Origin of the sequence: Herbaspirillum sp. ST 5-3 (genome assembly GCF_004804275.1) — a bacterium.
Taxonomy (GTDB): domain Bacteria; phylum Pseudomonadota; class Gammaproteobacteria; order Burkholderiales; family Burkholderiaceae_D; genus Noviherbaspirillum.
The window spans coordinates 1-20,328 of the sequence record NZ_STGI01000022.1; the positions used below are offsets into that span (position 1 = coordinate 1).

35 protein-coding genes are annotated in these 20,328 nt (G+C 54.1%); 1 reads left to right on the forward strand and 34 read right to left on the reverse strand.

What is annotated here, in order from left to right:
• Positions 1 to 109: 109 nt before the first annotated feature.
• The 11 genes from E6W33_RS25965 to E6W33_RS26015 form a co-directional block, all read right to left on the reverse strand.
• Positions 110 to 427, reverse strand: a complete 318-nt coding sequence (locus tag E6W33_RS25965) for a hypothetical protein (RefSeq protein WP_136420285.1) — start codon at positions 425 to 427, stop codon at positions 110 to 112.
• Position 428: 1 nt separating this feature from the next.
• Positions 429 to 908: a hypothetical protein gene (locus E6W33_RS25970; RefSeq protein WP_136420286.1), complete on the reverse strand. Its 480-nt coding sequence runs from the start codon at positions 906 to 908 to the stop codon at positions 429 to 431.
• A gap of 2 nt (positions 909 to 910) precedes the next feature.
• Positions 911 to 1,597, reverse strand: coding sequence for a hypothetical protein (locus E6W33_RS25975; protein ID WP_136420287.1), 687 nt, complete (start codon positions 1,595 to 1,597; stop codon positions 911 to 913).
• 3 nt (positions 1,598 to 1,600) lie between these two features.
• Entirely contained in the window at positions 1,601 to 1,807 is a 207-nt protein-coding gene (locus tag E6W33_RS25980) for a hypothetical protein (protein WP_136420288.1), read from the reverse strand.
• A gap of 56 nt (positions 1,808 to 1,863) precedes the next feature.
• The gene (locus tag E6W33_RS25985) at positions 1,864 to 2,184 is read right to left on the reverse strand and encodes a hypothetical protein (protein WP_136420289.1); all 321 of its coding nucleotides are present in this window, start codon (positions 2,182 to 2,184) and stop codon (positions 1,864 to 1,866) included.
• 52 nt (positions 2,185 to 2,236) lie between these two features.
• Positions 2,237 to 3,418, reverse strand: coding sequence for a P22 phage major capsid protein family protein (locus tag E6W33_RS25990; protein WP_136420290.1), 1,182 nt, complete (start codon positions 3,416 to 3,418; stop codon positions 2,237 to 2,239).
• A 15-nt stretch (positions 3,419 to 3,433) separates the two neighbouring features.
• Positions 3,434 to 4,345 carry a hypothetical protein gene (locus E6W33_RS25995; RefSeq protein WP_136420291.1) on the reverse strand — a complete coding sequence of 304 codons (912 nt, stop codon included), beginning with the start codon at positions 4,343 to 4,345 and terminating at the stop codon, positions 3,434 to 3,436.
• Positions 4,346 to 4,428: 83 nt separating this feature from the next.
• The gene (locus E6W33_RS26000) at positions 4,429 to 6,579 is read right to left on the reverse strand and encodes a portal protein (RefSeq protein WP_136420292.1); all 2,151 of its coding nucleotides are present in this window, start codon (positions 6,577 to 6,579) and stop codon (positions 4,429 to 4,431) included.
• A 46-nt stretch (positions 6,580 to 6,625) separates the two neighbouring features.
• The gene (locus E6W33_RS26005) at positions 6,626 to 8,077 is read right to left on the reverse strand and encodes a terminase (RefSeq protein ID WP_136420293.1); all 1,452 of its coding nucleotides are present in this window, start codon (positions 8,075 to 8,077) and stop codon (positions 6,626 to 6,628) included.
• Positions 8,070 to 8,612: a terminase small subunit gene (locus E6W33_RS26010; RefSeq protein ID WP_136420294.1), complete on the reverse strand. Its 543-nt coding sequence runs from the start codon at positions 8,610 to 8,612 to the stop codon at positions 8,070 to 8,072. The genes E6W33_RS26005 and E6W33_RS26010 overlap by 8 nt, the downstream gene beginning before the upstream one ends.
• A gap of 42 nt (positions 8,613 to 8,654) precedes the next feature.
• Positions 8,655 to 8,984: a hypothetical protein gene (locus tag E6W33_RS26015; protein ID WP_136420295.1), complete on the reverse strand. Its 330-nt coding sequence runs from the start codon at positions 8,982 to 8,984 to the stop codon at positions 8,655 to 8,657.
• A gap of 13 nt (positions 8,985 to 8,997) precedes the next feature.
• Here E6W33_RS26015 and E6W33_RS26020 point away from each other — a divergent pair, with 13 nt between their 5' ends.
• On the forward strand, positions 8,998 to 9,306 hold the full coding sequence (locus tag E6W33_RS26020) for a hypothetical protein (protein ID WP_211097436.1): 309 nt from the start codon (positions 8,998 to 9,000) through the stop codon (positions 9,304 to 9,306).
• 539 nt (positions 9,307 to 9,845) lie between these two features.
• Here the strand turns inward: E6W33_RS26020 and E6W33_RS26025 are convergent.
• The 23 genes from E6W33_RS26025 to E6W33_RS26125 all read right to left on the reverse strand — a co-directional run bounded on the left by E6W33_RS26025 (position 9,846) and on the right by E6W33_RS26125 (position 20,316).
• Positions 9,846 to 10,067 carry a hypothetical protein gene (locus tag E6W33_RS26025; RefSeq protein ID WP_136420297.1) on the reverse strand — a complete coding sequence of 74 codons (222 nt, stop codon included), beginning with the start codon at positions 10,065 to 10,067 and terminating at the stop codon, positions 9,846 to 9,848.
• On the reverse strand, positions 10,064 to 10,198 hold the full coding sequence (locus tag E6W33_RS27915; protein ID WP_282183724.1) for a hypothetical protein: 135 nt from the start codon (positions 10,196 to 10,198) through the stop codon (positions 10,064 to 10,066). Before E6W33_RS27915 ends, E6W33_RS26025 begins: the two co-directional genes overlap by 4 nt.
• A 138-nt stretch (positions 10,199 to 10,336) precedes the next feature.
• Positions 10,337 to 10,768 (reverse strand): hypothetical protein, encoded by a 432-nt coding sequence (locus E6W33_RS26030; protein ID WP_136420298.1) that lies wholly within the window; start codon positions 10,766 to 10,768, stop codon positions 10,337 to 10,339.
• Positions 10,769 to 10,842: 74 nt separating this feature from the next.
• On the reverse strand, positions 10,843 to 11,004 hold the full coding sequence (locus E6W33_RS27185; RefSeq protein WP_168798772.1) for a hypothetical protein: 162 nt from the start codon (positions 11,002 to 11,004) through the stop codon (positions 10,843 to 10,845).
• 283 nt (positions 11,005 to 11,287) lie between these two features.
• Complete coding sequence (locus E6W33_RS26035) at positions 11,288 to 11,581, reverse strand: hypothetical protein (protein ID WP_136420299.1); 294 nt, start codon at positions 11,579 to 11,581, stop codon at positions 11,288 to 11,290.
• Entirely contained in the window at positions 11,582 to 11,770 is a 189-nt protein-coding gene (locus E6W33_RS26040; RefSeq protein WP_136420300.1) for a hypothetical protein, read from the reverse strand.
• Positions 11,770 to 11,952 (reverse strand): hypothetical protein, encoded by a 183-nt coding sequence (locus E6W33_RS26045; protein WP_136420301.1) that lies wholly within the window; start codon positions 11,950 to 11,952, stop codon positions 11,770 to 11,772. Before E6W33_RS26045 ends, E6W33_RS26040 begins: the two co-directional genes overlap by 1 nt.
• 61 nt (positions 11,953 to 12,013) lie before the next feature.
• Positions 12,014 to 12,481 (reverse strand): dATP/dGTP diphosphohydrolase domain-containing protein, encoded by a 468-nt coding sequence (locus tag E6W33_RS26050; protein WP_136420302.1) that lies wholly within the window; start codon positions 12,479 to 12,481, stop codon positions 12,014 to 12,016.
• A 712-nt stretch (positions 12,482 to 13,193) separates the two neighbouring features.
• Positions 13,194 to 14,162: an ATP-binding protein gene (locus tag E6W33_RS26060; protein WP_136420304.1), complete on the reverse strand. Its 969-nt coding sequence runs from the start codon at positions 14,160 to 14,162 to the stop codon at positions 13,194 to 13,196.
• A gap of 11 nt (positions 14,163 to 14,173) precedes the next feature.
• Positions 14,174 to 14,374 carry a hypothetical protein gene (locus tag E6W33_RS26065; protein WP_136420305.1) on the reverse strand — a complete coding sequence of 67 codons (201 nt, stop codon included), beginning with the start codon at positions 14,372 to 14,374 and terminating at the stop codon, positions 14,174 to 14,176.
• 8 nt (positions 14,375 to 14,382) lie between these two features.
• Entirely contained in the window at positions 14,383 to 14,547 is a 165-nt protein-coding gene (locus tag E6W33_RS27190; RefSeq protein WP_168798773.1) for a hypothetical protein, read from the reverse strand.
• Between the two features lie 4 nt (positions 14,548 to 14,551).
• On the reverse strand, positions 14,552 to 14,794 hold the full coding sequence (locus E6W33_RS26070) for a hypothetical protein (RefSeq protein WP_136420306.1): 243 nt from the start codon (positions 14,792 to 14,794) through the stop codon (positions 14,552 to 14,554).
• On the reverse strand, positions 14,791 to 15,426 hold the full coding sequence (locus E6W33_RS26075) for an HNH endonuclease signature motif containing protein (protein WP_247869801.1): 636 nt from the start codon (positions 15,424 to 15,426) through the stop codon (positions 14,791 to 14,793). The genes E6W33_RS26070 and E6W33_RS26075 overlap by 4 nt, the downstream gene beginning before the upstream one ends.
• On the reverse strand, positions 15,423 to 15,659 hold the full coding sequence (locus E6W33_RS26080; RefSeq protein ID WP_136420307.1) for a hypothetical protein: 237 nt from the start codon (positions 15,657 to 15,659) through the stop codon (positions 15,423 to 15,425). Before E6W33_RS26080 ends, E6W33_RS26075 begins: the two co-directional genes overlap by 4 nt.
• Positions 15,656 to 15,952 carry a hypothetical protein gene (locus tag E6W33_RS26085; protein ID WP_136420308.1) on the reverse strand — a complete coding sequence of 99 codons (297 nt, stop codon included), beginning with the start codon at positions 15,950 to 15,952 and terminating at the stop codon, positions 15,656 to 15,658. The genes E6W33_RS26080 and E6W33_RS26085 overlap by 4 nt, the downstream gene beginning before the upstream one ends.
• Positions 15,953 to 16,025: 73 nt before the next feature.
• On the reverse strand, positions 16,026 to 16,682 hold the full coding sequence (locus tag E6W33_RS26090; RefSeq protein ID WP_136420309.1) for a DUF559 domain-containing protein: 657 nt from the start codon (positions 16,680 to 16,682) through the stop codon (positions 16,026 to 16,028).
• The gene (locus E6W33_RS26095) at positions 16,679 to 17,434 is read right to left on the reverse strand and encodes a hypothetical protein (protein ID WP_136420310.1); all 756 of its coding nucleotides are present in this window, start codon (positions 17,432 to 17,434) and stop codon (positions 16,679 to 16,681) included. The genes E6W33_RS26090 and E6W33_RS26095 overlap by 4 nt, the downstream gene beginning before the upstream one ends.
• Positions 17,434 to 18,246 carry a hypothetical protein gene (locus tag E6W33_RS26100; protein ID WP_136420311.1) on the reverse strand — a complete coding sequence of 271 codons (813 nt, stop codon included), beginning with the start codon at positions 18,244 to 18,246 and terminating at the stop codon, positions 17,434 to 17,436. Before E6W33_RS26100 ends, E6W33_RS26095 begins: the two co-directional genes overlap by 1 nt.
• Positions 18,247 to 18,251: 5 nt before the next feature.
• Complete coding sequence (locus E6W33_RS26105; protein WP_136420312.1) at positions 18,252 to 18,659, reverse strand: nuclease domain-containing protein; 408 nt, start codon at positions 18,657 to 18,659, stop codon at positions 18,252 to 18,254.
• The gene (locus E6W33_RS26110; protein WP_136420313.1) at positions 18,656 to 19,093 is read right to left on the reverse strand and encodes a hypothetical protein; all 438 of its coding nucleotides are present in this window, start codon (positions 19,091 to 19,093) and stop codon (positions 18,656 to 18,658) included. The genes E6W33_RS26105 and E6W33_RS26110 overlap by 4 nt, the downstream gene beginning before the upstream one ends.
• 246 nt (positions 19,094 to 19,339) lie before the next feature.
• On the reverse strand, positions 19,340 to 19,648 hold the full coding sequence (locus E6W33_RS26115; RefSeq protein ID WP_136420314.1) for a hypothetical protein: 309 nt from the start codon (positions 19,646 to 19,648) through the stop codon (positions 19,340 to 19,342).
• Positions 19,645 to 20,067 carry a hypothetical protein gene (locus E6W33_RS26120; RefSeq protein WP_136420315.1) on the reverse strand — a complete coding sequence of 141 codons (423 nt, stop codon included), beginning with the start codon at positions 20,065 to 20,067 and terminating at the stop codon, positions 19,645 to 19,647. Before E6W33_RS26120 ends, E6W33_RS26115 begins: the two co-directional genes overlap by 4 nt.
• 9 nt (positions 20,068 to 20,076) lie before the next feature.
• Positions 20,077 to 20,316 carry a hypothetical protein gene (locus E6W33_RS26125; RefSeq protein ID WP_136420316.1) on the reverse strand — a complete coding sequence of 80 codons (240 nt, stop codon included), beginning with the start codon at positions 20,314 to 20,316 and terminating at the stop codon, positions 20,077 to 20,079.
• Positions 20,317 to 20,328: the final 12 nt, after the last annotated feature.

Sequence of the window (20,328 nt, forward strand, 5' to 3'; positions counted from 1 at the left end):
TTTTTATCCGATCCATCGCAGCGAAGCCACTTGGCATCACTGATGGAATTAACGGCATTGATGATGGTGCCGACTGGAAAAGAGTCGGATGTATTGATATGCCGCCCCATTACGCATTCCCCTCGAATCCATAAGCGACAACAGAAACGCCTGTGCCACTGGCGTACGCAACAAGAACCTTGGTCTCGTCCATCACAATGCCGGTCCGCTCAAGGACACTGTTTGCATCGATCGTCGTGTCGTACTCAAGATAATCCGCATCGTTCGGCGTGCCGCTTGTGGATACGGCAAGACGAACCGTTACGGATGTTGCATTGCGGTTGCAAATGGACACGGAAACCGTCGCCACTTTCGACGCAGGTACGGTATATACGGACGTGTTTGTAGTGGCGCTCAGATCAGAAGCGCCAAGGCGGCCAGATGCCATGTCAGAACCCCGCTAGGAAGAATGTTTGTGCGTTGATGATGGAAGACCAACTAGCCGTTGCCCCATCCGTGAAAATTGCCTCGCCCGAATGATTCGTTTGCCCGGGAAGCGTGGCGTTTAGCGATGTGGCGACGACAAATGCGCAGGACGCAGCGTCGGTCGTGTTTGTGCCTACGGCTTTTGTCGGAACCTTTGCCGCTCCCGCCGTGAAATCGTGCGTCCCGCTGTACGTTTCTCCGGCAATGTCGGCCTTGTCAGCGGTAAGCGTGTCAATCTGATCTTGAATCGAGGACGTGACCCCATCAACATAGTTCAGTTCGGTATGCGTCGACGTGACCGCGCCTGTCACGTTCGGGAAGGTCGTCTTGATCGTGGATTTGAGCAGCCGGATATGATCATCCAGTGTTCTGCGCTGATCCGTCGAGCCGACAGGATTAGTAACAACCAGGTCACTGATGTAGGTTCCGGTTTCGAGTGCCATGATCAGTCCGTATAAATGTTGTAGCCGCTGCGGGCGGCAATTTCAGTCCTCAGAGGCGCAAGTGACTTGGCGCGCCCTGCTACCTTTTTGGCGGCAGAAATGGCGCGGTCGTACATGCGTTGCCATACCTGCATCGTGGTTGGATTGACGTCGCGCGTGAATGCGATGGATTGCAGTAACGCGCCGTAGAAATATGCGTTCGGGAAGTTCTGCAGCAGCCAGTTTGTTGTGTTTGTGTCGGATAGATAGAAGCGCTTGAGCATCCGCAGCGTCATCGCATACTCCTGATCCGCAGGAATGTCGAATTCGATTTCGGAGCCGTTCACCGCCCAATACCTTGGCCTTCCAGACGATGTTGTATTGACTGGTAGCTGCTGAGGAAGGCAGTATGTCAGCGAAGTGCGCGACTCTCCGCTTATGTTGAAATAGAGCGCGATAGGCTCAATGAAATAATCCGGAAGCGTCGCCGTGCGGGCGCCAGACGCGAGCGTTACCGCCTCGTCAGATTCCATCGTGCGCAGACGTAATTCAGCGTTAAACTCCACTTCAGCCAAAGCGATGAAGTCGGCAGCGCGGCCAGATACAGCAGATCCGCGATGCGTCCATGCGGTCACCGCAGATTGCAATTCTGCGTAGGTGTCAATGCCTGTTGCTACCGATGTTGCTGACTCAGAGACGACGATAGTCACGGATTACTCCCTATTCTTCGGCTTCGGGCCTGGCTTCTTGCGCTCCACAACGGGCGCAGCGACAGGAATATCGGCTTCAGGCATCTTCTTGTCGTCAGCCTTGGCCGCAGGATCAAAGCGGATCCATCCGTTCGCCTCGCACATCGCCGCTTCAGACTCCGAATAGCAGTCCTTCACGCCGTGATCGGGATGTTTCAACCAGATCAGCATGTAAATCTCCAATAAAAAAGGGACTCCGAAGAGTCCCCAAGCCTTAATTACTGCTTTTAGTTGGCCGCAACGACGCCAAGCGCTTCCAGACGCGCCTCAACTTCAGCGAGTCGCGTTTGCAGGTTCTTGATCACGTACAGAACCGTGATGCCTTCCTGCGCGGATGCGAAGCCGTACGGCGTGCTGGATGTCAGTGCCGCAATTGCATAATCCGGCGTGCCTTCTGCGTCAGCCGGGGTGATGGTGGTGAGTTGTGCCGTCAGGGCTGCGCCCTGAACAACCGGCGTCACACCGTAGAGGGAGACTTTTTCGGTGGTGGATGCGCCGACAGTGACGCCATCCGGGCGGCCGTCGCCTACAACATAAGGATCACTCATTTTTTGCTCCTAATTCAGAAAAGAAAAAGCCCTCCGAAGAGGGCTAAGTTGGTTACTTGGTGATGCGGCAGGCCAGTTGCGGACGAATGGCTTTATAGCCAAACAGCACGTCGATACGGCTGATCCAGTCGTCGTTCACTGCATCGTATTGACGGATGAAGCGCATCGACAGACCTTCGAAGCGGTTGATCGCAGCCATATCCACGCCACCAGGGACTTCCAGATCGGCAGACACGAAAGCGAACGCATCTTCGTGATAGGCCAAGCATTGGCCGTACGAGGTCGAAGCAGCGCCAACCCATACCAACGCTGCGCCGTTATCAGGCAATGCGCTGACGTTCTGCTTGCCGCCGGTCGAGATCATGGCCGGCGAGAAGGAGATGTCCGTCGCGGTCGGCGTGCCAGTCACGACGAATTGCTGGAGATGGCCATAGGCGCGCTTTGTTTCCGGATGCACGGCATAGACGCCGGCAACGGTGAACACGCTGCCAACGGTCGGGGCCGAAGAGCAGTTCGCAATGGTCATCGAAGAGTCACCGGAGGCCACCGTGTCATTCACGGTCACACCAGTCACATCCGAGCCATTGGTATGCGAATAGATCGATTCGTTTTCGTACCAATCAAATCCGCCTTGACGATCGATATAGCCTTCGATGTACTGCTTGTCGATCGCTTTGCCGGACTGGAACAAGCCTTTGTAAGCATCGGTCATCGTGGACATCGTTGCCGAGTCAACTTGCACGCGACGGCGATTGTCCTTCGGTGCCAAGTACTCATTCAGCTTTTGGCGAGCTTGGCCGAAGGTCAGCATCGTCGCCGGAGTCGTTCCTGCGGTGCCCACAAGGTTGTAGACTTCCGGAGTTACGCCGCTGATCACGGTCGATTCGATGTCGGCAGCGAGTGCGGACATTGCCGGCTCAAGGTGGCGCTTCTTGATTTCATCGATCGACAAGGTGAGATCAACGGAAGACATACCGAGATCAACGCCTTTTTGCGTTGCCATGGTCATGGTGACGCTGGATTCCGCGCTGTCCTGAACTTGTGCGGTCTTGCCGGTGCGAACCGTGTATTGATTCGGCAGACGGATGCGCAAATCAGAGCCGATCTTGCCACCCTTCTTTGCATACTGATCGTCATACTGACAGTTGATTGTGGAAATGAACGGGATTTTTTCGTGCAGGATCAGAAGACCTTCCTTCGTGATCATATCTGCTACTTGATACGAACTAGCCATGATTTATTCCTTCAATTATTTGCGTTGCGAACGTCGCCATTTGGCGTATTCCTCCATCGTCATTTCGTGCGGCCGTTTGCGCGCAGGGGCGCTATTCGCCGTGACGGTCGGAACCGGCTTGGGCTGTGGCTGCGTGACGGGAGGCGGTGTTTGTTTCTTCAGTAGCTGGCGGCCAAGATGTGCTTCGTGGAGCAACTTGATAAAACGCGGGTCTTTCACTTGACGAAGTTCGTCATTGGTGAACCCCAATTCAGAAGCGGTCTTATCGAGTTGTTGTGCGAGTTCTGGACTCCAGCCTTTAATCTCGCGGGCGACGGTGGCATAGCATTCCTGGATTTGTTTGGCAGTTGACTGCTTCGCCTCCAGTGCCTTTTGCTCTTCCTGCTGCCGGCGTGTCATTTCCTTCTGCTGAATCTGCCCAACGGCGGCGTTGCGCGCCTTTTCGAGCTGCTGGTATTGGAACCAGAGCGCTTGCGCTTGTACCGGGTCTTGGGTATTCAGTTGTTGCCAGTTCACTTGCTCGTACTGCTTGAGCGAGTTTTCCAGCGCGACTACTTGAGCAAGCTCTTGGATGTATTCCTGATGCGCTTTGGCTTGGTTCGCGATCGCTTCCCGCTCCGCTTCAACTGCCTTACGCTGTTCGGCTACTTCCTGCGTCTTACGCGTATAGTCCGAGTGCATCAGGCGCTCGGCCTTCAGCTTTTCGGCTTTGCTCTTCGGCAGGGCGACTTTCAGCCCGTCGATGTCAAGCTCTTCCGATTCCTCTTCCGGCTCTGTTGCCGCTGGCTCGGTGTTTCCACCTTCTGCAGCCGCTTCTTCGCCGGTCGTTTCCTCTGCTGCTTCGACTCCATCATTCGCTGCGCCGTAATCGAACGTGTCTTCAACGGGTGCTGCGGATTCTTGGTTGGTCGTTTCTTCTGCTGCCATGGTTTGTCACTCCTTTTTGGTTGGTGACGGGTGAAATGAAAAAGGCCGCTCGCGGCGGCCTCGGTGGAAATCGCTGGAGTGCTTTACTGGCTTGCTCCGGGCGTAAAAAAACCGCCCTGCGGCGGTTGCGGTTGATTCATCGTTGGATTTGGCGGACCATTCGGCGGCATTGGCGGTGCGCCTTGCGGCATCTGCGGCGGCATCGCTGCATTCGGCATCATTTGGCCGTTCGGCATTTGGTGCATGGCCTGCATCGGTTGCATCGGCAGCACGTCCGGCGATTGCAGCACCTGTTGAATCGTCTGCATCACCATGATCTGCACTTGCTCAGGCGTCATTCCACCGCCCATCACCTTCAAGCGATCGGATTCGGCTTTGTAAGCGTCAATATCCAGCTTGCGAGCCTCCAGCGCCTTATCCGCCTTCTCTTGCTGCAATTGCTGCCCGAGGTTCGCCATGTTTTGCGACATCTGCTGGATCTGCTGCTGCATTTGCTGCACTTGCGGATTCTGCCCTTGTACTTGCGGCGGCAATACTGACTGCAGGCGGCGCGCAATCTCGTCTGCCTCCGGCCAATCCTGATTCTTCGCGAGCAGATCACCAATCAACGGCGCAGCAGCCGGGAATGCACGAATAAACTCAGTCATCTGATAGGCGGCTTCCTCGCGTTGCGAAGCGAAGCTTGGGCCAGTCGAAACGGTCAAGTCGTACTTACCGAGAGCAAGGTTGTACATTTGCTCTGTGCCGGGAATCGGCTGATTAATCGGCACGTTCTGCGGCTTGTTGTCCAAGCCCATCACGCGAATAATGCGCGCTTGGCTGTAGTAATGCGGTATCAGGTCGATCAAGATGCGGCCAGTGTGCGCAATCGCTCGCGCCTGGTTGTCGATAAAGTGAAAGTTCGACATGTCGCCTTGCATCTTGCGCTGGTTAATCGCCACGCCGGATGTTTCATTGCTGCGCGCGCCCATCGAAGCGTCGTACATGCCGAAGATGGCTTTCATGTCATCGGAGGCATTCAACGCTTCTTGGAGCGGGCCAGCAGGAACACCGGAGAACGGCTGGCGCTGCGGCGGCATATTGCCAGCCTCGGGCACAGCGTCATATTCAAGGAAAGCGTGCGACGTGGTGTTTGCTGTGGCCCACTTTTCCGCATCAGTCACGAACGCACCAACGGGGCCGATATACGGCGCTTTCGGAGCCAATGCCACCAGCTCTGTTGTGGTCGTGCGCCAGTAGTTGAAAGAGCGCTGCGCGTCCTTGCCGGAACGATGCAGACTGCGCAAATACCGCTTGCCTTCGACATTCACCTCTTCGCCGTAAATCGGCACAATCGGGATGTATTTGCCAAGCCAGTCATTCTCTTCGAGGATTTCCGCCCCCGACATGATCTGCTGCTTGACCTTCCACCCTTTTGTTTCGCGCTCCCCGGTGACGGTGATGCCCATCGAATCGAGGATGTCCTTGATCGTCAAACCTTCCGCTTCGGGAGCCGCGCCATGATACCAATCAGCCTGAACAATGCGCCCATCAGACAGGCGAACAATCTTCTTCTTGACCTCGTTCCGCTTCCACCGTTCGGCAACAACGATCTTCTTACCTTCGCGCCAGTTCTCGCCCAGCTCGGCATATTCGCCAATGTCCCAATCAACCTTTTCCGCGCCCTTGTACTTGCTTTCGAATAGTTCTTCTGTGAGCAGATCGGTGATGAAAGCCGTGTTCCAGTCGGACGAATCAGCGGCGGTCGAATAGGGATCGCCATAGACCGAGAACGGGTTTGAGATGCGCCCAATGCCAAGATCCATATCGAACGAATCTTCATCGGCGTAATCCGCTGTAACCCGCCAGTAACCGAAGCCACCCGCCACTGCGAATTCAAGTCCGGTGTCATACGCCACATCCGCGTTTGACGTGTATTCGATGTTGCGGATCAAGCCGCTGATAATCTCTGCAGTCTTCGGATCGGCCTTGCTGTCTGCGGGATGCACCTTGATTGCCGGCTTGTTACGACGCCCATTGTTGACGACCTGTTTGATGAATTGGCGCGTCTTATTGATGGTCAGGCACGGACGCCCTTCAAGTTCGCGCTGCTTGACGATCTCAGCCGGCCATTGCTCATCTAATAGCGCAAAGCGGATGTCTTCCAGCGCAGCCGATCGATTGTCCGTCTCGTGCTCCACGCAGAGGTCGAATTCATCCAGCGCTTCCTTGAGAGTGTCTTTGTCGTTTGCCATAAAAGAAAAGCCGCGCTAGGCGGCTCTCGGTATCCTCATCATTCGGTTATCCCATCCATCCGCCAGAAACAACGCGGCGCTCGGTTTTTGGTTTCCTTGGCCGATCCTTCTGCCTTACAGGGAACGCAAAAGACAATATCCATGCATCGCAACGATTCGGAGATGGAATCCCGCGCGCTTTCATTTCTTTCTTGCTCTCGATTTGAATCTTTCCGTCCATTCGCGGGACGGTTTGTGGGGCTTGAATCTCGTCGCGGAGGGTGGGATCTTCCGGCAAGCATCCGCCAGCCTTGAGCCAGTCGCGCCCGTTTTTGTACATCTCAGCCCGCTTGTTTAAACAGCCAGGGTCGCCAGACTCACCGGCGAACCACACAAGCTGCCACTTTCGCCCCCACGTCTTGCCAACGGATGCAACGCCCGTGCCGTATCCAGCGTCAATGAAGACCGCGTCTGCTTCCTGCTCATCCTCATGTTTAGCAAGACGCTGCGCAATATCAACGTCGTTATCGTTCTTGGCGAAGGTTTCCAATATCTGGAAGTGCAATCCCTGCCTAAGCCCTATAACGCCCTCGTCATCACCCTCCCACGCATTGTCAAGCGTGAGAATCTTTGGCGCGAATTCGCACTGCTTTGGCTCGATCTTCTTGCCATACGCGGCGCTGACATCGGACTCTCCGATGAATTGGCGCGACGACATGGACGGGAAAAGACCGCGAACACGAATCTTTACAAAGTCGGACTCTTCGCCGTAGTCGGCAACCCACTTTGCAATTTGCTCCTTGTTTGTCCCCTCTACCGTCCTACTGTCAATCTGCCTAGTCTTCCAACGATGCTTGAATCTGCGGAAGCACTCACGGAACCGCCCCATGTTTCGCGTCGGGTTTCCGAATGCAATCCAAATAATTTCCGTTTCTTCGTCGGTCAGCGCGCCTTCTGCCACTTCCCAAACGCGATCAGCAATTGCGGAAGCCTCATCAAAAATCAGGACAATGCGCTTTCCCTTGTTGTGCAGGCCGGCAAATGCTTCCGTGTTGTGCTCAGACCAAGGCACGAAATCAGCGCGCCATGTTTTTGCGTGTTCCTTGTCCTTCGCTGCTATGCTCGTGGATTGCGGATCAAACCAATGCGACGTTATTGAAAGCCGTTGCCACTTCCCGACCTCGGGGCTGGTCTTTGTTCTAAGCTGCGTATCTGTATTGGCGGTGATAACAACCTTGGTGTCATCACAGGTTGAGAGCGCCCAATTGACGATCATTCCTATTTCAGCGGATTTGCCAATACCATGGCCAGAAGCCACGGCAAGCATAAGCGGCTGAAATCGCGTCTCAGGGTTATCCAAGTGGTCGCGAATGTCCGTCAGAACATCAACCTGCCATTCGCGCGGCCCATCGTATTTTTCCAGCTCACCAACACCCCAATCGTAGGCGTGATTTACCCAAGATACTGGGTCTTTTGCGCAATCCGCTGCGAGCTGGATTAACTCTTCTTCCCTATCCACCGTTGCGCTTTCTAGCTCGGGCCAGACGCTCAGCAAGCGAATCAGTTACAACAACATCCAGCTTGTCAGTGAACAGCTTTAAGTGCCGGCCCAGTAACTCAAGGGATCCGCGTTTATCCCAAAACTTGATCTTCGCCGTATGTTCGATGTCGGCCGGTTCGCCGCCAGGGATTCGGGATGTGACAACTTCGATGCTGGAAACTGACGCCGCGATCTCATCCGGCAGCATGTGAATAGGAAGCAGCTGCCCATTCTCGTTAAACACCTTGCGAATGTCCGCAAAAGCCAACTTTCCAATCTCGGAAAGAACCTGCTCAGAACTGATTTCAACCTTCTCTGAACGCCTATCCATTGCTTCTTGGATATATTTCGCTACCTTTATGTTTCTTAAGAGCTGCGATGCCATCGACTCAGCCGCATTGCCCTTCCCGGTGTACCCAGCGCGCTTATAGGCTGCCGTAGCGTTTAAGTCGATCAGATACTCGTCCGCGAACCTTCGCTGCTTATCGGTCAGTCCTGATGCGTCCTTTGCCATTCATCCCCGGAGTTCTTTCGATTGTTCCGGCCTCGGTTGCGTTTATCGTCCGCCCACGTCCACATGAACAGTAAGCGTCGCCGTCTTAGTGGAGCGGCAGATCGTGGAAATATGTGTGTGCTTTGCTGGGTCGCGGCGCATGATGACCTCTGTCCCCGGAAGGACTGGGGTACATGTGCGAGCGCCTACGCCGGTTGTCGGAAGGGTTGCGGCCACGGTCGAAGCACCAAGCGCGACGAATGCGATGTCGGCGGACTCGTTGACGATGCGAACCGAATTCCCATCGCCAGCAGGCAGCGCGACAGCGGACAGCGCGGAATCAGTCGCGGCAACCGTGATGCCGGGAGCTGTTGCGGAGAAGAGGACGTTCATTTAGCAGCCCTTCTTGCCCTTGCCCGGCATTTTCTTGGGCATGTCTTTCATCGGCTTGGATGGTTTTTTGGTTGCCATGGCAACTCCTGAAATAAAAAAAGCCGCTCGAAAGCGGCGTAAAGTGACCTTTTCAGATCACGGAGGGAGACTAAATTTGTTTCCAGCGCCGGAAGAGCGCGTCCAGCTCTTGCTGCGCCCTTACTGGTTCAATCGCTTTCTCTTCCAGCACGTACCGCGCAAATCCGCGCAGTGTTTCGACGATCGTGTTGCGATCAGGGCGAGAAGCGACCAGGCTATCGGCCAAGGCTTCGATACTTTCTGATACGCGATCCATTCTCGCCCCGTAAATAAGAAACCCGCCGCTACCGTTGCCAGTAGGGCGGGTTGCGCATCGAGTAGATGCGGTGATTGGTGCAGGTTACAGCGTCCTGCTTCGGCTTATAGCTGACTACATGCCGATGATTTATCAGATGCCGGCGCGACGCGGCTTGATTGTTATCGCGCTCCTGTATGTGTAAGGCTACTTATCCGTTAAGAGGTCGCCAGTCTCAACTACCCACTGCCTAATGGCCTCATCCGTGGAAAGTCGGCTTCAGATGCTCAGGTGTTGTTTATGCCGTCGTTATCACGGCGTGGCTGCATCCTGAAAACAGCGCATTTTGTTGATAGCGGCCGGAGCTGATCCCGGCACGGCGGCACCACGATACACTGCCGCTGTCTTTATCGTGTCGCGCATCAGCCTGCGCATTCGCCATCAAGAGAGTTGATTGACCGCGGCAACGCAATGAGGATGTGCGCCTCACTGCCATCGGGTTGCACAACGCCTTTCCGCGTTTTACCAATCAACTCACTTCATGACGCTCACATCACGCCGCCCGTCAGCCGCTCAATCTCTTCCGTGGTAGCGGGACGCCAGCCGTTGCCATCTCTGACCATCACCACGCCCAGCACCATGGAAAACTCAAGCAGTTCCGGCTCTGGCTCGGTCTTCTTTACGCTGAATTCCATATCAGCCATGTTGTAATGGCCAGTCGGCATGTTGCCGGTCAACTCGCGGCGGATTTTATCGTTCCGCTCGCTCATGCTGCCACTCCGCGCCAGAAGCGATGCAGCCACTCAGGGCCGCGATGATCACTCTGCCTCTCGCGCCGCAGCATCAGGTAGCTCATCAGTTCGCGCTCTTGCTCGCGGGTCAGCTTGGAATGGGCTTGCATATGAGCCTCCAGAAACGCAAAAGACCGCACTAAGCGGCCTTAAGTGACAATCATCCAGACTATCAACATAGGGCCAATTTTAAAGGAAAGTGTCGGAGCTTATCTACACCTATTTTGTAGGGATAAACTCCGACACTCTCAGTCAATCAGAACAGCCTCCGCAACGTCCCTAATCGACTCTTCATGCACGCGCTTGATACTGAGCGACATGGAATAAGCCTTGCGTGCAAATCGGCTTTTCCGCTCGTAAAACGTGTCTCGATGAATCTTCATATCTGCCGCTACCTTCTTGATGTTCTTACTCTGATCCCAGTAGTACGCCAAAAAACAATCGGCGTCCGAATCATCCATATCAACCAGCGCATGAATTGCCATGTTCAGAAAGCTCAATTCATCCGACATGATTGCATCAGGCGGCAACCTGACCTTACTCGGCTGCATGCGGGACAGGATGTTCTTAGAGCCGGGTTTAATGAAAAACCGACGCGTAAAGCACCACTCCCGCCACGCTACGCAATACTCGTGAATCTCTTGGCCTGACAGCGCCGCTCCGACAAAATCACCGTTCATGTGCGACCCCTTTCCCTGTAAAATGTGAGTCGCTTTAAATCACCTTTTTGCCTCGGTCTTGCGCCGGGGCTTTTTTATCGCCGCTCTAGAATCAACAGCCAGATTGAATCAAGCGCTTGGAATACCCGAAATGCGGCCAAAGCCACGGCGAGCGGATAAAATCCCACGGCAACAAATGCCCCAATGCCGACAGCGATAAACCCATTCATAAACCCAAGCAACAAACGAGACATCATCACTTCCTCCCTTTCTTAGTCTTCCGCTCCCGCTCGAACTTCACATGATTGAGCGGATCTCCGTTTCTTCCGTAGTACCTTGATTCAACTGCCCTGCTGCGCTCTTTACTGTTGCGGCCTCCTGCCATATACATTGCTGCGAGTTCTTCTAATGTGATTGGCTTGCTCATACTTCAATGTCGCGTAATGGCGAAGAAAATGCCGACAGCGGCACCGCAGAGCGCCATCAGCCCAATCGCACCGGGCCACGTAAGCGCGTTCAACGCATTGATTATTTCGACCATCACTCCCCCTTTCCCAAAACAATCGCCAGCGCCTGCTCAACGGATTCAACGATGTGAACCGGCGCGAATAAACGTGCGCGGTCGTGCCACGTCTGCTCGTCACGCGTCAGCTTTCGTGCGCTCGGCGGCTTACTCCCATCCTTCACCTCAAAAGTGAACCAGCGCATGTCGCGGCCGACCAACAAATCCGGACAGCCTTTCCCAACATTTGCCAGCGATTGGACAAAGCAGTCAGCAGCGCGCAGGGCTTCCACGATCTCGGTTTGGTTTGCGTCTGTCTTTGCGTATCGCATTTACAGCTCCCACTTCTTGCCACGACCAATTGCCACAATTCGCCACGCGGAAAAGGCCGATACCGCGCCAGTCAAAGCCGCATCAAAATAGCGCCCATCAGAGTCAAAACTCAACATCAATGGAACTCCTATGATCACGCTGATTGCATACATCAAGACTGCGTTCCTGCCTTCGTAAATGTGAAACATCACTCTTCCCCTTTCCACCATTCATCCCGCCCAATCGCATCAATCGCATCGCCCAGCTTCACCAGCCCGTAAGCCATGCCGAGAGCGAGGAGGATTGCGAGCGCGGCGGTCATTTGTTCGCGCCTCGGTACGGCGCCGCTTCCCACTCCCGCCTGAACTGCCATTTCCCCTTTGTGCTGCATATCGTCGTCTCTGTTGCGATGCGATTGGCAAGATGCAGTAGGAGTCTTGCGAGGCGATTTCTCATTTGCTGTCCTCGATCGTGTAGTGCTTTGGCGATTTATCGCCGTGCTTGTCCAGAATCACGCCAGCAGCACAGTTCAGGCCGGGATAGAACGGCTTAGAGCGAGGAGGACGGTCGTCGGTGCACACTCCCTGCATTTGCGCGTCACGCCACACAGCAAGAGATGCCATCGCCTTGGCAATGTGCGACATGCCGGAATCAGGGTCGATGTCCTCCCCCTCCCAATACGCGATCAGGTGACGCATGGTGGCATCGAAATAGACACTGGAGCGCACCCCAACGCCTCTGAAGTTGTGCCGACCGTACTTACTCGCCCCCTCAAGCATCGCCACTCCGAGTTCGGCAACTACGCCCATAGGCACGACTGAAAGCGGAGCTTTGCGAATGCCTATTGCATCTTTCGGATTCGTCTGCTTCGTTTCTGCGCCGTCGATTCGACGCTCGACGCGCTCATATAAAAATGTCATTTCCTCGTCATCCTATAGTTGAAGAACCGGCGCAACGCGTACGAACGAACCAGGCTAATCAATGTGAACCAAAGGGTGATGTAAATATCGACGGATAGCGGAACGTGAATTCCGTACATCGGGAAAATCGCCAATTGGCTAACCAAGGCCACGCCGAACCCGACTGCAATGTTCAAGCACGACTCCATGAACGAACTCCACCTTGTCTGCCCCATCACGCCTCCCCTATCAGCTTTTCCACCAACAAATCCTTGATACGCTCCCGATGCCCCTCATCGCCAAAGCCGCCCATCGACTCAATCAGTTGCATGATGTTCCGTACGCAGCAGACCTCGCATGAGAAGTCGGCCGCACGGCTTCCACTGTTCTGCGCTGTTATGCAGGATGGGCAGCAGATGGATGATGGGATGTCGGGCATGACTATTTGCCTCTTGTCGGCTTGACCCAAGCCCCATCACGGCACCTTCCACCAACGAAGATGAAAACGTCGATTACCGACAAACCGCCGCGCGCTTCACACTGACTGCGCACGGACTCAATTTGCCAGTCCTCAACCTGTGAGCTACACCCAATAAGAAGCGAAGCCAAGACAAAAGGTAAAATCCGCTTCATCCCTCACCTCCCCACAAAAAACCACACACAAGCCCCAAACATCGCCACCACACCTATCGTCCATATCGCAATCAGAAATATGGCCGTGGCGGGATGCATATCAGGCAAACCCGAAGGTAGAACCCTCTCCCGTACCGCTCTTTGGCTGGTTCTTATGCATCTTGCGCAGTCGCTCAATCGACGCATCAAGTCCAAATCCAAAGCACTGTGTTAATACGACCAGCTCGCGCAGATAGGCGATTGAAAACCCGTCTGTCTCTTTGACGTAACGCGTGACGGTCATTTCATCGATCTTGGGCATCTTGGCGACCAGATAGGCGCGGCGCGCTGCAGCTGTCGGCATCCCTATATATCGGATCGTGTCAAAGCGCGACGGGCGGTCAACAAAGCGCTTATCCAGCCGCTCGGGATAGTTTGTTGTCGCCACATAGACAACGTTCTGAAGTTGCGACTCTCCGTCAAGCAAGTTGAGATAGCCTGATTCGCCAAAGCGATCAATCAAGGCGTCAATATCCTCCATGATTGCTAGAATCTGGCGCTCCGGCTCAATCGTGCGGACCATATTCAAGCAGGCAGTTGCGCAGTCTGGTTGCTGGATCATGACGGCGATACCGTCGCCATCGGTCACGAACAATTTCAGCAACTGTTGAATCGTCACGGTCTTTCCTGAGCCGGGCGGCCCCCAAAGCAGAATCCCGCGCTTATACAGAAACCCAAACTCGTTGAACGTGGATTTAAGTTCCCTAAAATGGATAATCTCTTCCAGCAGGCGCTCACTTTCCGAATCAGGCAAATCAATCAGCGCGTCAATGTTGTTGGTCATCTTGCGCAGGTATGGGCCAAACTGACTTACTTCGCAGCTATACAACCCTACAGGCAATGTCGCGTGGCTTTCCCCAATCGCCGTATAGACATCATCGCTTGCCGCCCAACTTCTACGGCCAGCAAGGTTTGGCTTATACGGATCGGAGGGACTATCTTGCGCGTACGTTGGCGTCAATTCGCGTGCAGTGCTATTAACAATCTTGTTGGCACTAGTTCCAACCAAGCTTGCAAAATCCTTTTCCATTGCTTCTCCCTTTATGTATTAATTTTTGCTATCCGCACCGCCAGCGCACCCTTCATCATCGATAGCGCGGTATTGCTCCCCATTCGAAATCCGTACAGGCCTGCAGCAGTCATCAGTGCAAGCATGTCTTCGCCAGTCAACGTTCCGCTCAACTTGCTCAACGCCTCGCGGTTGTGAGCGTCGATGTCGGTTAGGATTTCTTCAGGGGTCATGATTGCTCCTATTGAATCGTCGGCGGCGTGTCGTCAAGCTCAATGCTCAACTCGACCGGCGCCAGCGCTTCTACTATCGTGAACTGCGCCTCTGCCATCGATCGCAGCGTCTCGGCCATCTCTAGCTGTGCATCGAGAAGCTTTTCTAGTAGGGCTAGTTGTTCGGGGGTCATAGCTTCACCTGATCTTGTGAATGGTTGTCCCGGTTATCCCGTTCGGCAGCTCCTGTTTCGGCTCAAGAAACGCGCCCGACTTTTTCCCGGTCACTTTTGCGTTTTCGACCTCGACCCTTGCACTGTTCACCATGACCTGCGACAGCTCTGAAATGCACTTCGCTTTCTCCACGCTCAGAGTTCCGCTTTTAACTCCCTCAAGCGCATCAAAAAGTACAGCTCGCAGGTCTTCAATCGTTTTGCTCATTTCTCCACCCTCCGGTTAATTTGCCGATTCAACGCCCCACGTAACTGGCAAAGTTCGGCAATCTCTTTCGGAAGACGATGCACGGTATTCCGGCGCATCAGTTCCGCTCTTGTAATGCACTCCAAGTTCTCGATCCGCACGTTCTCCCGATTCCCGTCCTTAAACACAACCGAATGCCCACGCGGAACCTTCCCGTTACGCCCCTCCCACAGAAGAACATGAACCATCACCCAATCAACCTTTTTCACGCCGGTATCTGCGACTTTCCGATACACATACCCATCGCGATCAGTGCGCTCAGAGCCGATCGGCCTCCATGTGTTTAGCGGCTTGTGTCCTGCCTTAAACCGTGTTTCGGCGCTACGCCCGCCCGCAACAAAGTTGGTTCCTTTGTTCCACGGCATCAGCCCCTTCTTAAATCGCGTCTTCTCCCCAGCTCCATCACCGCGGCGCAAACGGCATGCATCAGGAGAGGCAAGGTATTCATCGGACTTCTTCAGGCCGAGCGCAAGCGCCTTGTTGTAGACTTGGCGCTCAGTGCGGCGCAATTTGGCGGCAATCTTGGCTGTCTTCATATTCGGATAGTCGGCCCGCATGATCGACACTTCTTCGTCAGTCCAAAAACGCTTCATGCCTCCACCCTCATCCATTTCTGCAATTCCTTGGCCGGCAATCCCGTCAAATCGTGCAGCCGCAGCAGCATCGACGCACCGACCGGCACCTTCTTCTTGCGGATCTTGGCAATCGTTGTCCTGTCTACGCTAATGGCAATCGCAAGCTGTAAATCACTCTGTATGCGCATCATTTCTTGCACCTTGTTGATCAATCGGTTTGGCGAGTAACTTGGGTTGGATAGGTGGTTCATTTGCGATTCCAATCAAGATTCACCGCCTTCAGCTTCAAGCGTGCATATCGCGCTTTTGCAGCCTCGCTCAACTCCTTGCGAACCTTCACTGTTTGAACCAGGTGAAGTTCGCCGTCCTTCAAGTGACCGCGCTGTACTGGCTCAATCACTTCTTCACCTTTCGGAACATCACCAATTGATCGCGCCATAACAACCTCTTCGTAATAACGCCCTCGTCCGCTCTTTCGTACTGACTGCACTCTCTGCGGTAGAGGTAACTCACAAAAACACCATTTGCCGCATTCGGCTTGCATTGGCCGAGTCCTTCGTTCGCATGCTTGGGAAAGCCCTTTAAACCTAAGTGCCGGCATTCCAAGCAGCGGACGGTCATGCTTCCGCAACCTTTTTGGCTCGCCGCATGATTTCTTCGATATAACCCTCAAGCGCACTAGCTGCCAAGATCGGGCCGTCATGCCTTTTTAGTGGACGTCTTGTGGGGCGAGTTTCCGGGGTTGATCTATGCTCAAACAGCGTTGAATCGATCAGAAACTGATACTGCTCGCATGGCTCATCATTGAAGTGGCGGCGCTTGATTGCACTTAGAATTCCTTCCGATGTAGTCATGAAATATTTCTCAACGAGGTCCATGCGTTCCTCTTCCTCGTATTCGGTCCACGGCTCAATCGTTCTGTTGCATTCATGGCCCTCAATACGAAAAATCATCCATCCCTGCTTTGCAATTCTTGCGTCGCGCGCCTTATCCAGTTCGTGGTCGTGCCATGCTTTTCCGTCGCACTCAATACCTATCTTCAGAAACGGGCATCCAAAATCAAGGAAGTAGTTCAAAACCGGAATTTGAGGATAGAACGGCAATCCAAGCGATCGAATATCGCCCCACACTTGCCGCTCAATCGGGCTAAAGTCCCAATCCATGAAATACGGGTCTTGCCGCATGTCGCCTGTTTTCTCGTACTGATCCATCCATGCCGGCATGATTCGAGCGTACTCATTGCGGATCGCGAGATACTTATTGAAGTTGCTCATGCACGATCCCTCATCTGAATTACGTTTTGTTCGTACATCAATACTTCCTCTGCGATCTTTGCTTTTTGCGCGGACTCTGCTTCACGCTTAGCAATCAACTCGGACTCGCGCTTTTCGGCGGCCTTCGCCCATCCATCCTGTAGGGTCGCAAGCGCCGCCTTAACCTTTTTCAATCCTTCGGGGCAAGCGTCTTGTTTTTCGGCGCCAGCGCCTGAATAGTTCGGCAGCAGAGCCTGAACAGTCGGTGCTGCCAGCAATCCAGCAACATGCGCCCGCTCAATCGCCGCATCACGTTTCTTTGCGTCCCACCCAAGCGAGGCATTCCAAACAACGGGCTTTCCAGACAGGCGAGCAGCGGAAACGAGGCGGCTATACGCATCCTTAAAAGCCATGCGTGCCCCAACCTCATCAGGAAACACGGACGAGCAGATTGCAAAAGCCTCGGCACACTCTTCCGTCCATACAACCGTGTCTTCTTCGTCTCGGCTCGTAAGCGCGATGGCCCATGCTTCATCGTCTGTTGGTCTGCCGTCCATCAGTTTGCAGCGCTTCGAAATACCGGCCGGAACAGGGGGGAACTCGCCGTTTTCATCGCAATAAGCGGCGAACGCCATTCCGACAACTCGCAGCGGAAACGCCTTCAACATCTCCCACCAAGACGACAGCAAAGACGGCTCAGGAAGCGGCTTACCATATGCGCCCATTGCCTTGGTCAACATCTGCACAAATCGCTCTTTTTCGTGCTGCTCCATTACGCTGGCTCCATATCGATGGTGTTGTCGTCAGATCCGCCGTCACTCAGAAACTCCGCCGCAATCCTGGCGTTCATCTCATCAACCGACTCATCGGCTGGCTTAGCATCGCCGCCATCAAGCTCAATGAAGTGGTCGATGTGTTCAGCGTCGCGCAGGATCAACCCAAGGCCGTTGTACTTCGTCTTGCGGTCGTTCTTTCCCATGTTGAATGGCGACTTTGAACAACCGCGAATAGCTTTGCAAAGGTCTGCAGGGGAATAGTTTTCGAGCGACTTACGGATCAGTTTTTTGCGCTTGTCATCAAAAACAGACTTCGGTGAGTCCATCAGCTTTTGCCAGTACGCGAAAATTTCTGGAGCGGGGTCGGGCTGCTTTTGCCCGGCAAGCAGATCCCCTCCTTGATCCTTTCCTTGGTCTACTCCTTGATCCTTTCCTTGATCCTTTCCTGCGACGACATTTCGCGAATCCTCGCGAGAGTTCGAGAATGATGGAATTTTTGACTTGGATGGCTTATCAATCTTCTGATGAATCAACCAGTTACAGATTTCGATGTAGCTTTGACCGCCGTTTTTGTAGCGAACAATGCAGTGCTCGCGCTCAAGCTCATCAAGCCACCCATCAATAAGGGCTGGTGCGTCGTCGTCGTAAGGAAAAAGAAGACTCGCGAGCATTCGCGAATTTCCGCGAAGCCTCCCCTCGTCGTCGGCGATTGTCCAGAGTTCCAGGAAAGTCAGGCGGGCATCGCGTGAAACGTTGCCCATGCTTTCCGACTGCGGGAACTCTGGTTTTATTGATCTAATGCGGGCCATTTCCCTTATTCCCCAATCAATCCCTTAATCCGCAGCTTTTCCTGCGTCTTCGCAATGCCGGCCTCAAAGGCGGCATCCACGTCTTCTTTGCTCATTCCTGCGGGTCTTGGAGCGCGCCCATCAATCACGTCATGGCACGAACTGCAGCAGTATGCGGCGCGAGTGTCGGGCGCTTTTAGACCCATTCCTTTCCCGTCAACCAGGGAGTTCGAATGCGCAAGAACTGTTGTTTCGATGTTGTAGTTACAGACACCAAGCGGAAGATTCACGGTGCAATCTTCGCCCTTCGCGCTCGCGCGAATCGGCGTCGTCTTGTGACTGCGGCTCCGCAACCGCTTGCTTCCCGCCTTCAATGCAGCCTTATGGCGCTTGAGCGGGGATGAACGCTTGAATGTGCTGTTGTAGAGGCTCATTTCCCCTCCGGGAACTCAAGCATCACGCCATGCTTAATGAAGTGCTGCTGCATCGCTTCGAGGTACTTGGAAAGCTGTGCTGTGGTCATATGCGATGTAACCGGCAGATATTTCATTGCGGCCAGCTTTTGCTCATGCGTGAGCGACTTCTTGATTGCTGCGTCGTAGAACTCGCGGAACTCTTCATCCTCAGCACGCATCAGAGGAACGCCGAAATACAGCTTGCAAAAGCATTTCCATCCCAATGCATCCTCTTCCGGCAGTTCACGGGAAAGCTGTTCATACCAAACATGAGAGATTGCGTTCTGGTCCAGTGAGCGATCCTTGCCAGTCTTGACGTTCAGGCGCAGGAATTTGTGCTTGCCGAACATCTCCCGCAGTTCGCCAAAAACGCGTTGCAATGAATCTGTGCTGTTGATAACAATCGCGCTCATGTCTTAACTTTCTTGATACAAATCAGATTGCCATTTACCTAACACTGCAAACTGCGAATGCTGGAGAATCCTTTGCTCATTTCGCTTGCCAGCATTTTTCGCAGCCGCCGTAACGCTTCAAATCCTTTTCCGTCACTGTTTTGCCGCATGCGCACTGCTTGCGGCGGTGATCGAGCCAGAGCTGCCCACGCGTTGCGGCGCGATAGCTTTCAGTGGATTGCGGGATTGCTTGATGTGCTGCGTTGTTCATGCGAGTTCCAATTGCGGTTCTTCTGCCATCGCTTCTACCTTGATGCGATGCGGGATGATGTGAATATTCGTGTGTTTGCACTGACGGCGAGGCGCGCGTTCGACTACCTTGAATTTGTCGCGCAGCTCGTTGATGCGGCCGCTGATTGTTGACGGCAGCAGGCCGGTGAGATCCGACAGCTCGCGAAAGCTATAGTCCATGCCAACCTGCATCGCGCTCAGAATCAAGTCGTATTGACGCTGCTTCTTGTCTTGGACGACGCCGTAGTAGCAAGCGACGCTCGTGCTGGCAGCATTGGTTTTCATGCCAGCACCCCGCGCAATGCAGGCTCCGCAACCGTGCTAGTCGTCACAAACGAGATTTCACGGATAGGCTCACGGCGCGGCGCATTCGTGAAACTAAACTTGCCCGACCAGGATTTCTGCATCAGCGACAGGTCACGCGGCGGGACGATCTCCGGAACGTATTCCTCTTTCGGCTGCTCATCGCTCTTGGCGAGAAATTCCTTCACGGCGTCTGTCAGATCCCACACGCCTTTTTGATACTTCAGCACTCCCATTTCCTGCTCCCCTCTTAATGCAGCGCGTACGGCGTCGTAGCCAAGGCCGGAAAGCTTCGCCAGTACGTCAACCAGCGACAAAGCGCCATGCTTTTGGATAACCTTCAGAACGCGGTCGCGATTGGTGTCAGGTGGCGGAAACTTAATCTCGTTGAGATCGCTCATGCTCATCCCCTATTTAATGCGCCAGATGCGAATGAATGCCCCACACTTCTTGGAGCGAAAAATTTTGTTTTGCCGGATTCCGTAATTGAAGGCAGAAAGCCGTGCCGCATTTGCTTGATCCAGCGGAACCCAAATCGCAGGGCCACCGACTTCCAGACGATCGACCGGCCATTTCAATTGAGCGCCGATCTTGTTCGGCACATATTCCGGTTCAGGCATCGGAGCAAAGGCACAGATTGCGTCTCGCATGGTTCGCCTCCT

Excerpts from the sequence above, each read along its gene's own strand:
- E6W33_RS25990 (WP_136420290.1), bottom strand. The coding sequence starts at position 3,418 with ATGGCTAGTTCGTATCAAGTAGCAGATATGATCACGAAGGAAGGTCTT.
- E6W33_RS27185 (WP_168798772.1), bottom strand. The coding sequence starts at position 11,004 with ATGATGTCTCGTTTGTTGCTTGGGTTTATGAATGGGTTTATCGCTGTC.
- E6W33_RS26010 (WP_136420294.1), bottom strand. The coding sequence starts at position 8,612 with ATGGCAAAGGACGCATCAGGACTGACCGATAAGCAGCGAAGGTTCGCG.
- E6W33_RS26030 (WP_136420298.1), bottom strand. The coding sequence starts at position 10,768 with ATGAACGGTGATTTTGTCGGAGCGGCGCTGTCAGGCCAAGAGATTCAC.
- E6W33_RS26080 (WP_136420307.1), bottom strand. The coding sequence starts at position 15,659 with ATGAACCACCTATCCAACCCAAGTTACTCGCCAAACCGATTGATCAAC.
- E6W33_RS26025 (WP_136420297.1), bottom strand. The coding sequence starts at position 10,067 with ATGAGCGAGCGGAACGATAAAATCCGCCGCGAGTTGACCGGCAACATG.
- E6W33_RS25985 (WP_136420289.1), bottom strand. The coding sequence starts at position 2,184 with ATGAGTGATCCTTATGTTGTAGGCGACGGCCGCCCGGATGGCGTCACT.
- E6W33_RS25980 (WP_136420288.1), bottom strand. The coding sequence starts at position 1,807 with ATGCTGATCTGGTTGAAACATCCCGATCACGGCGTGAAGGACTGCTAT.
- E6W33_RS26090 (WP_136420309.1), bottom strand. The coding sequence starts at position 16,682 with ATGAGCAACTTCAATAAGTATCTCGCGATCCGCAATGAGTACGCTCGA.
- E6W33_RS26035 (WP_136420299.1), bottom strand. The coding sequence starts at position 11,581 with ATGCGATACGCAAAGACAGACGCAAACCAAACCGAGATCGTGGAAGCC.
- E6W33_RS25995 (WP_136420291.1), bottom strand. The coding sequence starts at position 4,345 with ATGGCAGCAGAAGAAACGACCAACCAAGAATCCGCAGCACCCGTTGAA.
- E6W33_RS26100 (WP_136420311.1), bottom strand. The coding sequence starts at position 18,246 with ATGGCCCGCATTAGATCAATAAAACCAGAGTTCCCGCAGTCGGAAAGC.
- E6W33_RS26045 (WP_136420301.1), bottom strand. The coding sequence starts at position 11,952 with ATGCAGCACAAAGGGGAAATGGCAGTTCAGGCGGGAGTGGGAAGCGGC.
- E6W33_RS26110 (WP_136420313.1), bottom strand. The coding sequence starts at position 19,093 with ATGAGCGCGATTGTTATCAACAGCACAGATTCATTGCAACGCGTTTTT.
- E6W33_RS26115 (WP_136420314.1), bottom strand. The coding sequence starts at position 19,648 with ATGAAAACCAATGCTGCCAGCACGAGCGTCGCTTGCTACTACGGCGTC.
- E6W33_RS26125 (WP_136420316.1), bottom strand. The coding sequence starts at position 20,316 with ATGCGAGACGCAATCTGTGCCTTTGCTCCGATGCCTGAACCGGAATAT.
- E6W33_RS26000 (WP_136420292.1), bottom strand. The coding sequence starts at position 6,579 with ATGGCAAACGACAAAGACACTCTCAAGGAAGCGCTGGATGAATTCGAC.
- E6W33_RS26120 (WP_136420315.1), bottom strand. The coding sequence starts at position 20,067 with ATGAGCGATCTCAACGAGATTAAGTTTCCGCCACCTGACACCAATCGC.
- E6W33_RS26070 (WP_136420306.1), bottom strand. The coding sequence starts at position 14,794 with ATGAGCAAAACGATTGAAGACCTGCGAGCTGTACTTTTTGATGCGCTT.
- E6W33_RS26085 (WP_136420308.1), bottom strand. The coding sequence starts at position 15,952 with ATGCAAGCCGAATGCGGCAAATGGTGTTTTTGTGAGTTACCTCTACCG.
- E6W33_RS27915 (WP_282183724.1), bottom strand. The coding sequence starts at position 10,198 with ATGCAAGCCCATTCCAAGCTGACCCGCGAGCAAGAGCGCGAACTGATG.
- E6W33_RS25965 (WP_136420285.1), bottom strand. The coding sequence starts at position 427 with ATGGCATCTGGCCGCCTTGGCGCTTCTGATCTGAGCGCCACTACAAAC.
- E6W33_RS26040 (WP_136420300.1), bottom strand. The coding sequence starts at position 11,770 with ATGTTTCACATTTACGAAGGCAGGAACGCAGTCTTGATGTATGCAATC.
- E6W33_RS26015 (WP_136420295.1), bottom strand. The coding sequence starts at position 8,984 with ATGAACGTCCTCTTCTCCGCAACAGCTCCCGGCATCACGGTTGCCGCG.
- E6W33_RS26095 (WP_136420310.1), bottom strand. The coding sequence starts at position 17,434 with ATGGAGCAGCACGAAAAAGAGCGATTTGTGCAGATGTTGACCAAGGCA.
- E6W33_RS27190 (WP_168798773.1), bottom strand. The coding sequence starts at position 14,547 with ATGACCCCCGAACAACTAGCCCTACTAGAAAAGCTTCTCGATGCACAG.
- E6W33_RS26050 (WP_136420302.1), bottom strand. The coding sequence starts at position 12,481 with ATGACATTTTTATATGAGCGCGTCGAGCGTCGAATCGACGGCGCAGAA.
- E6W33_RS25970 (WP_136420286.1), bottom strand. The coding sequence starts at position 908 with ATGGCACTCGAAACCGGAACCTACATCAGTGACCTGGTTGTTACTAAT.
- E6W33_RS26075 (WP_247869801.1), bottom strand. The coding sequence starts at position 15,426 with ATGAAGCGTTTTTGGACTGACGAAGAAGTGTCGATCATGCGGGCCGAC.
- E6W33_RS26065 (WP_136420305.1), bottom strand. The coding sequence starts at position 14,374 with ATGACCCCTGAAGAAATCCTAACCGACATCGACGCTCACAACCGCGAG.
- E6W33_RS26105 (WP_136420312.1), bottom strand. The coding sequence starts at position 18,659 with ATGAGCCTCTACAACAGCACATTCAAGCGTTCATCCCCGCTCAAGCGC.
- E6W33_RS26060 (WP_136420304.1), bottom strand. The coding sequence starts at position 14,162 with ATGGAAAAGGATTTTGCAAGCTTGGTTGGAACTAGTGCCAACAAGATT.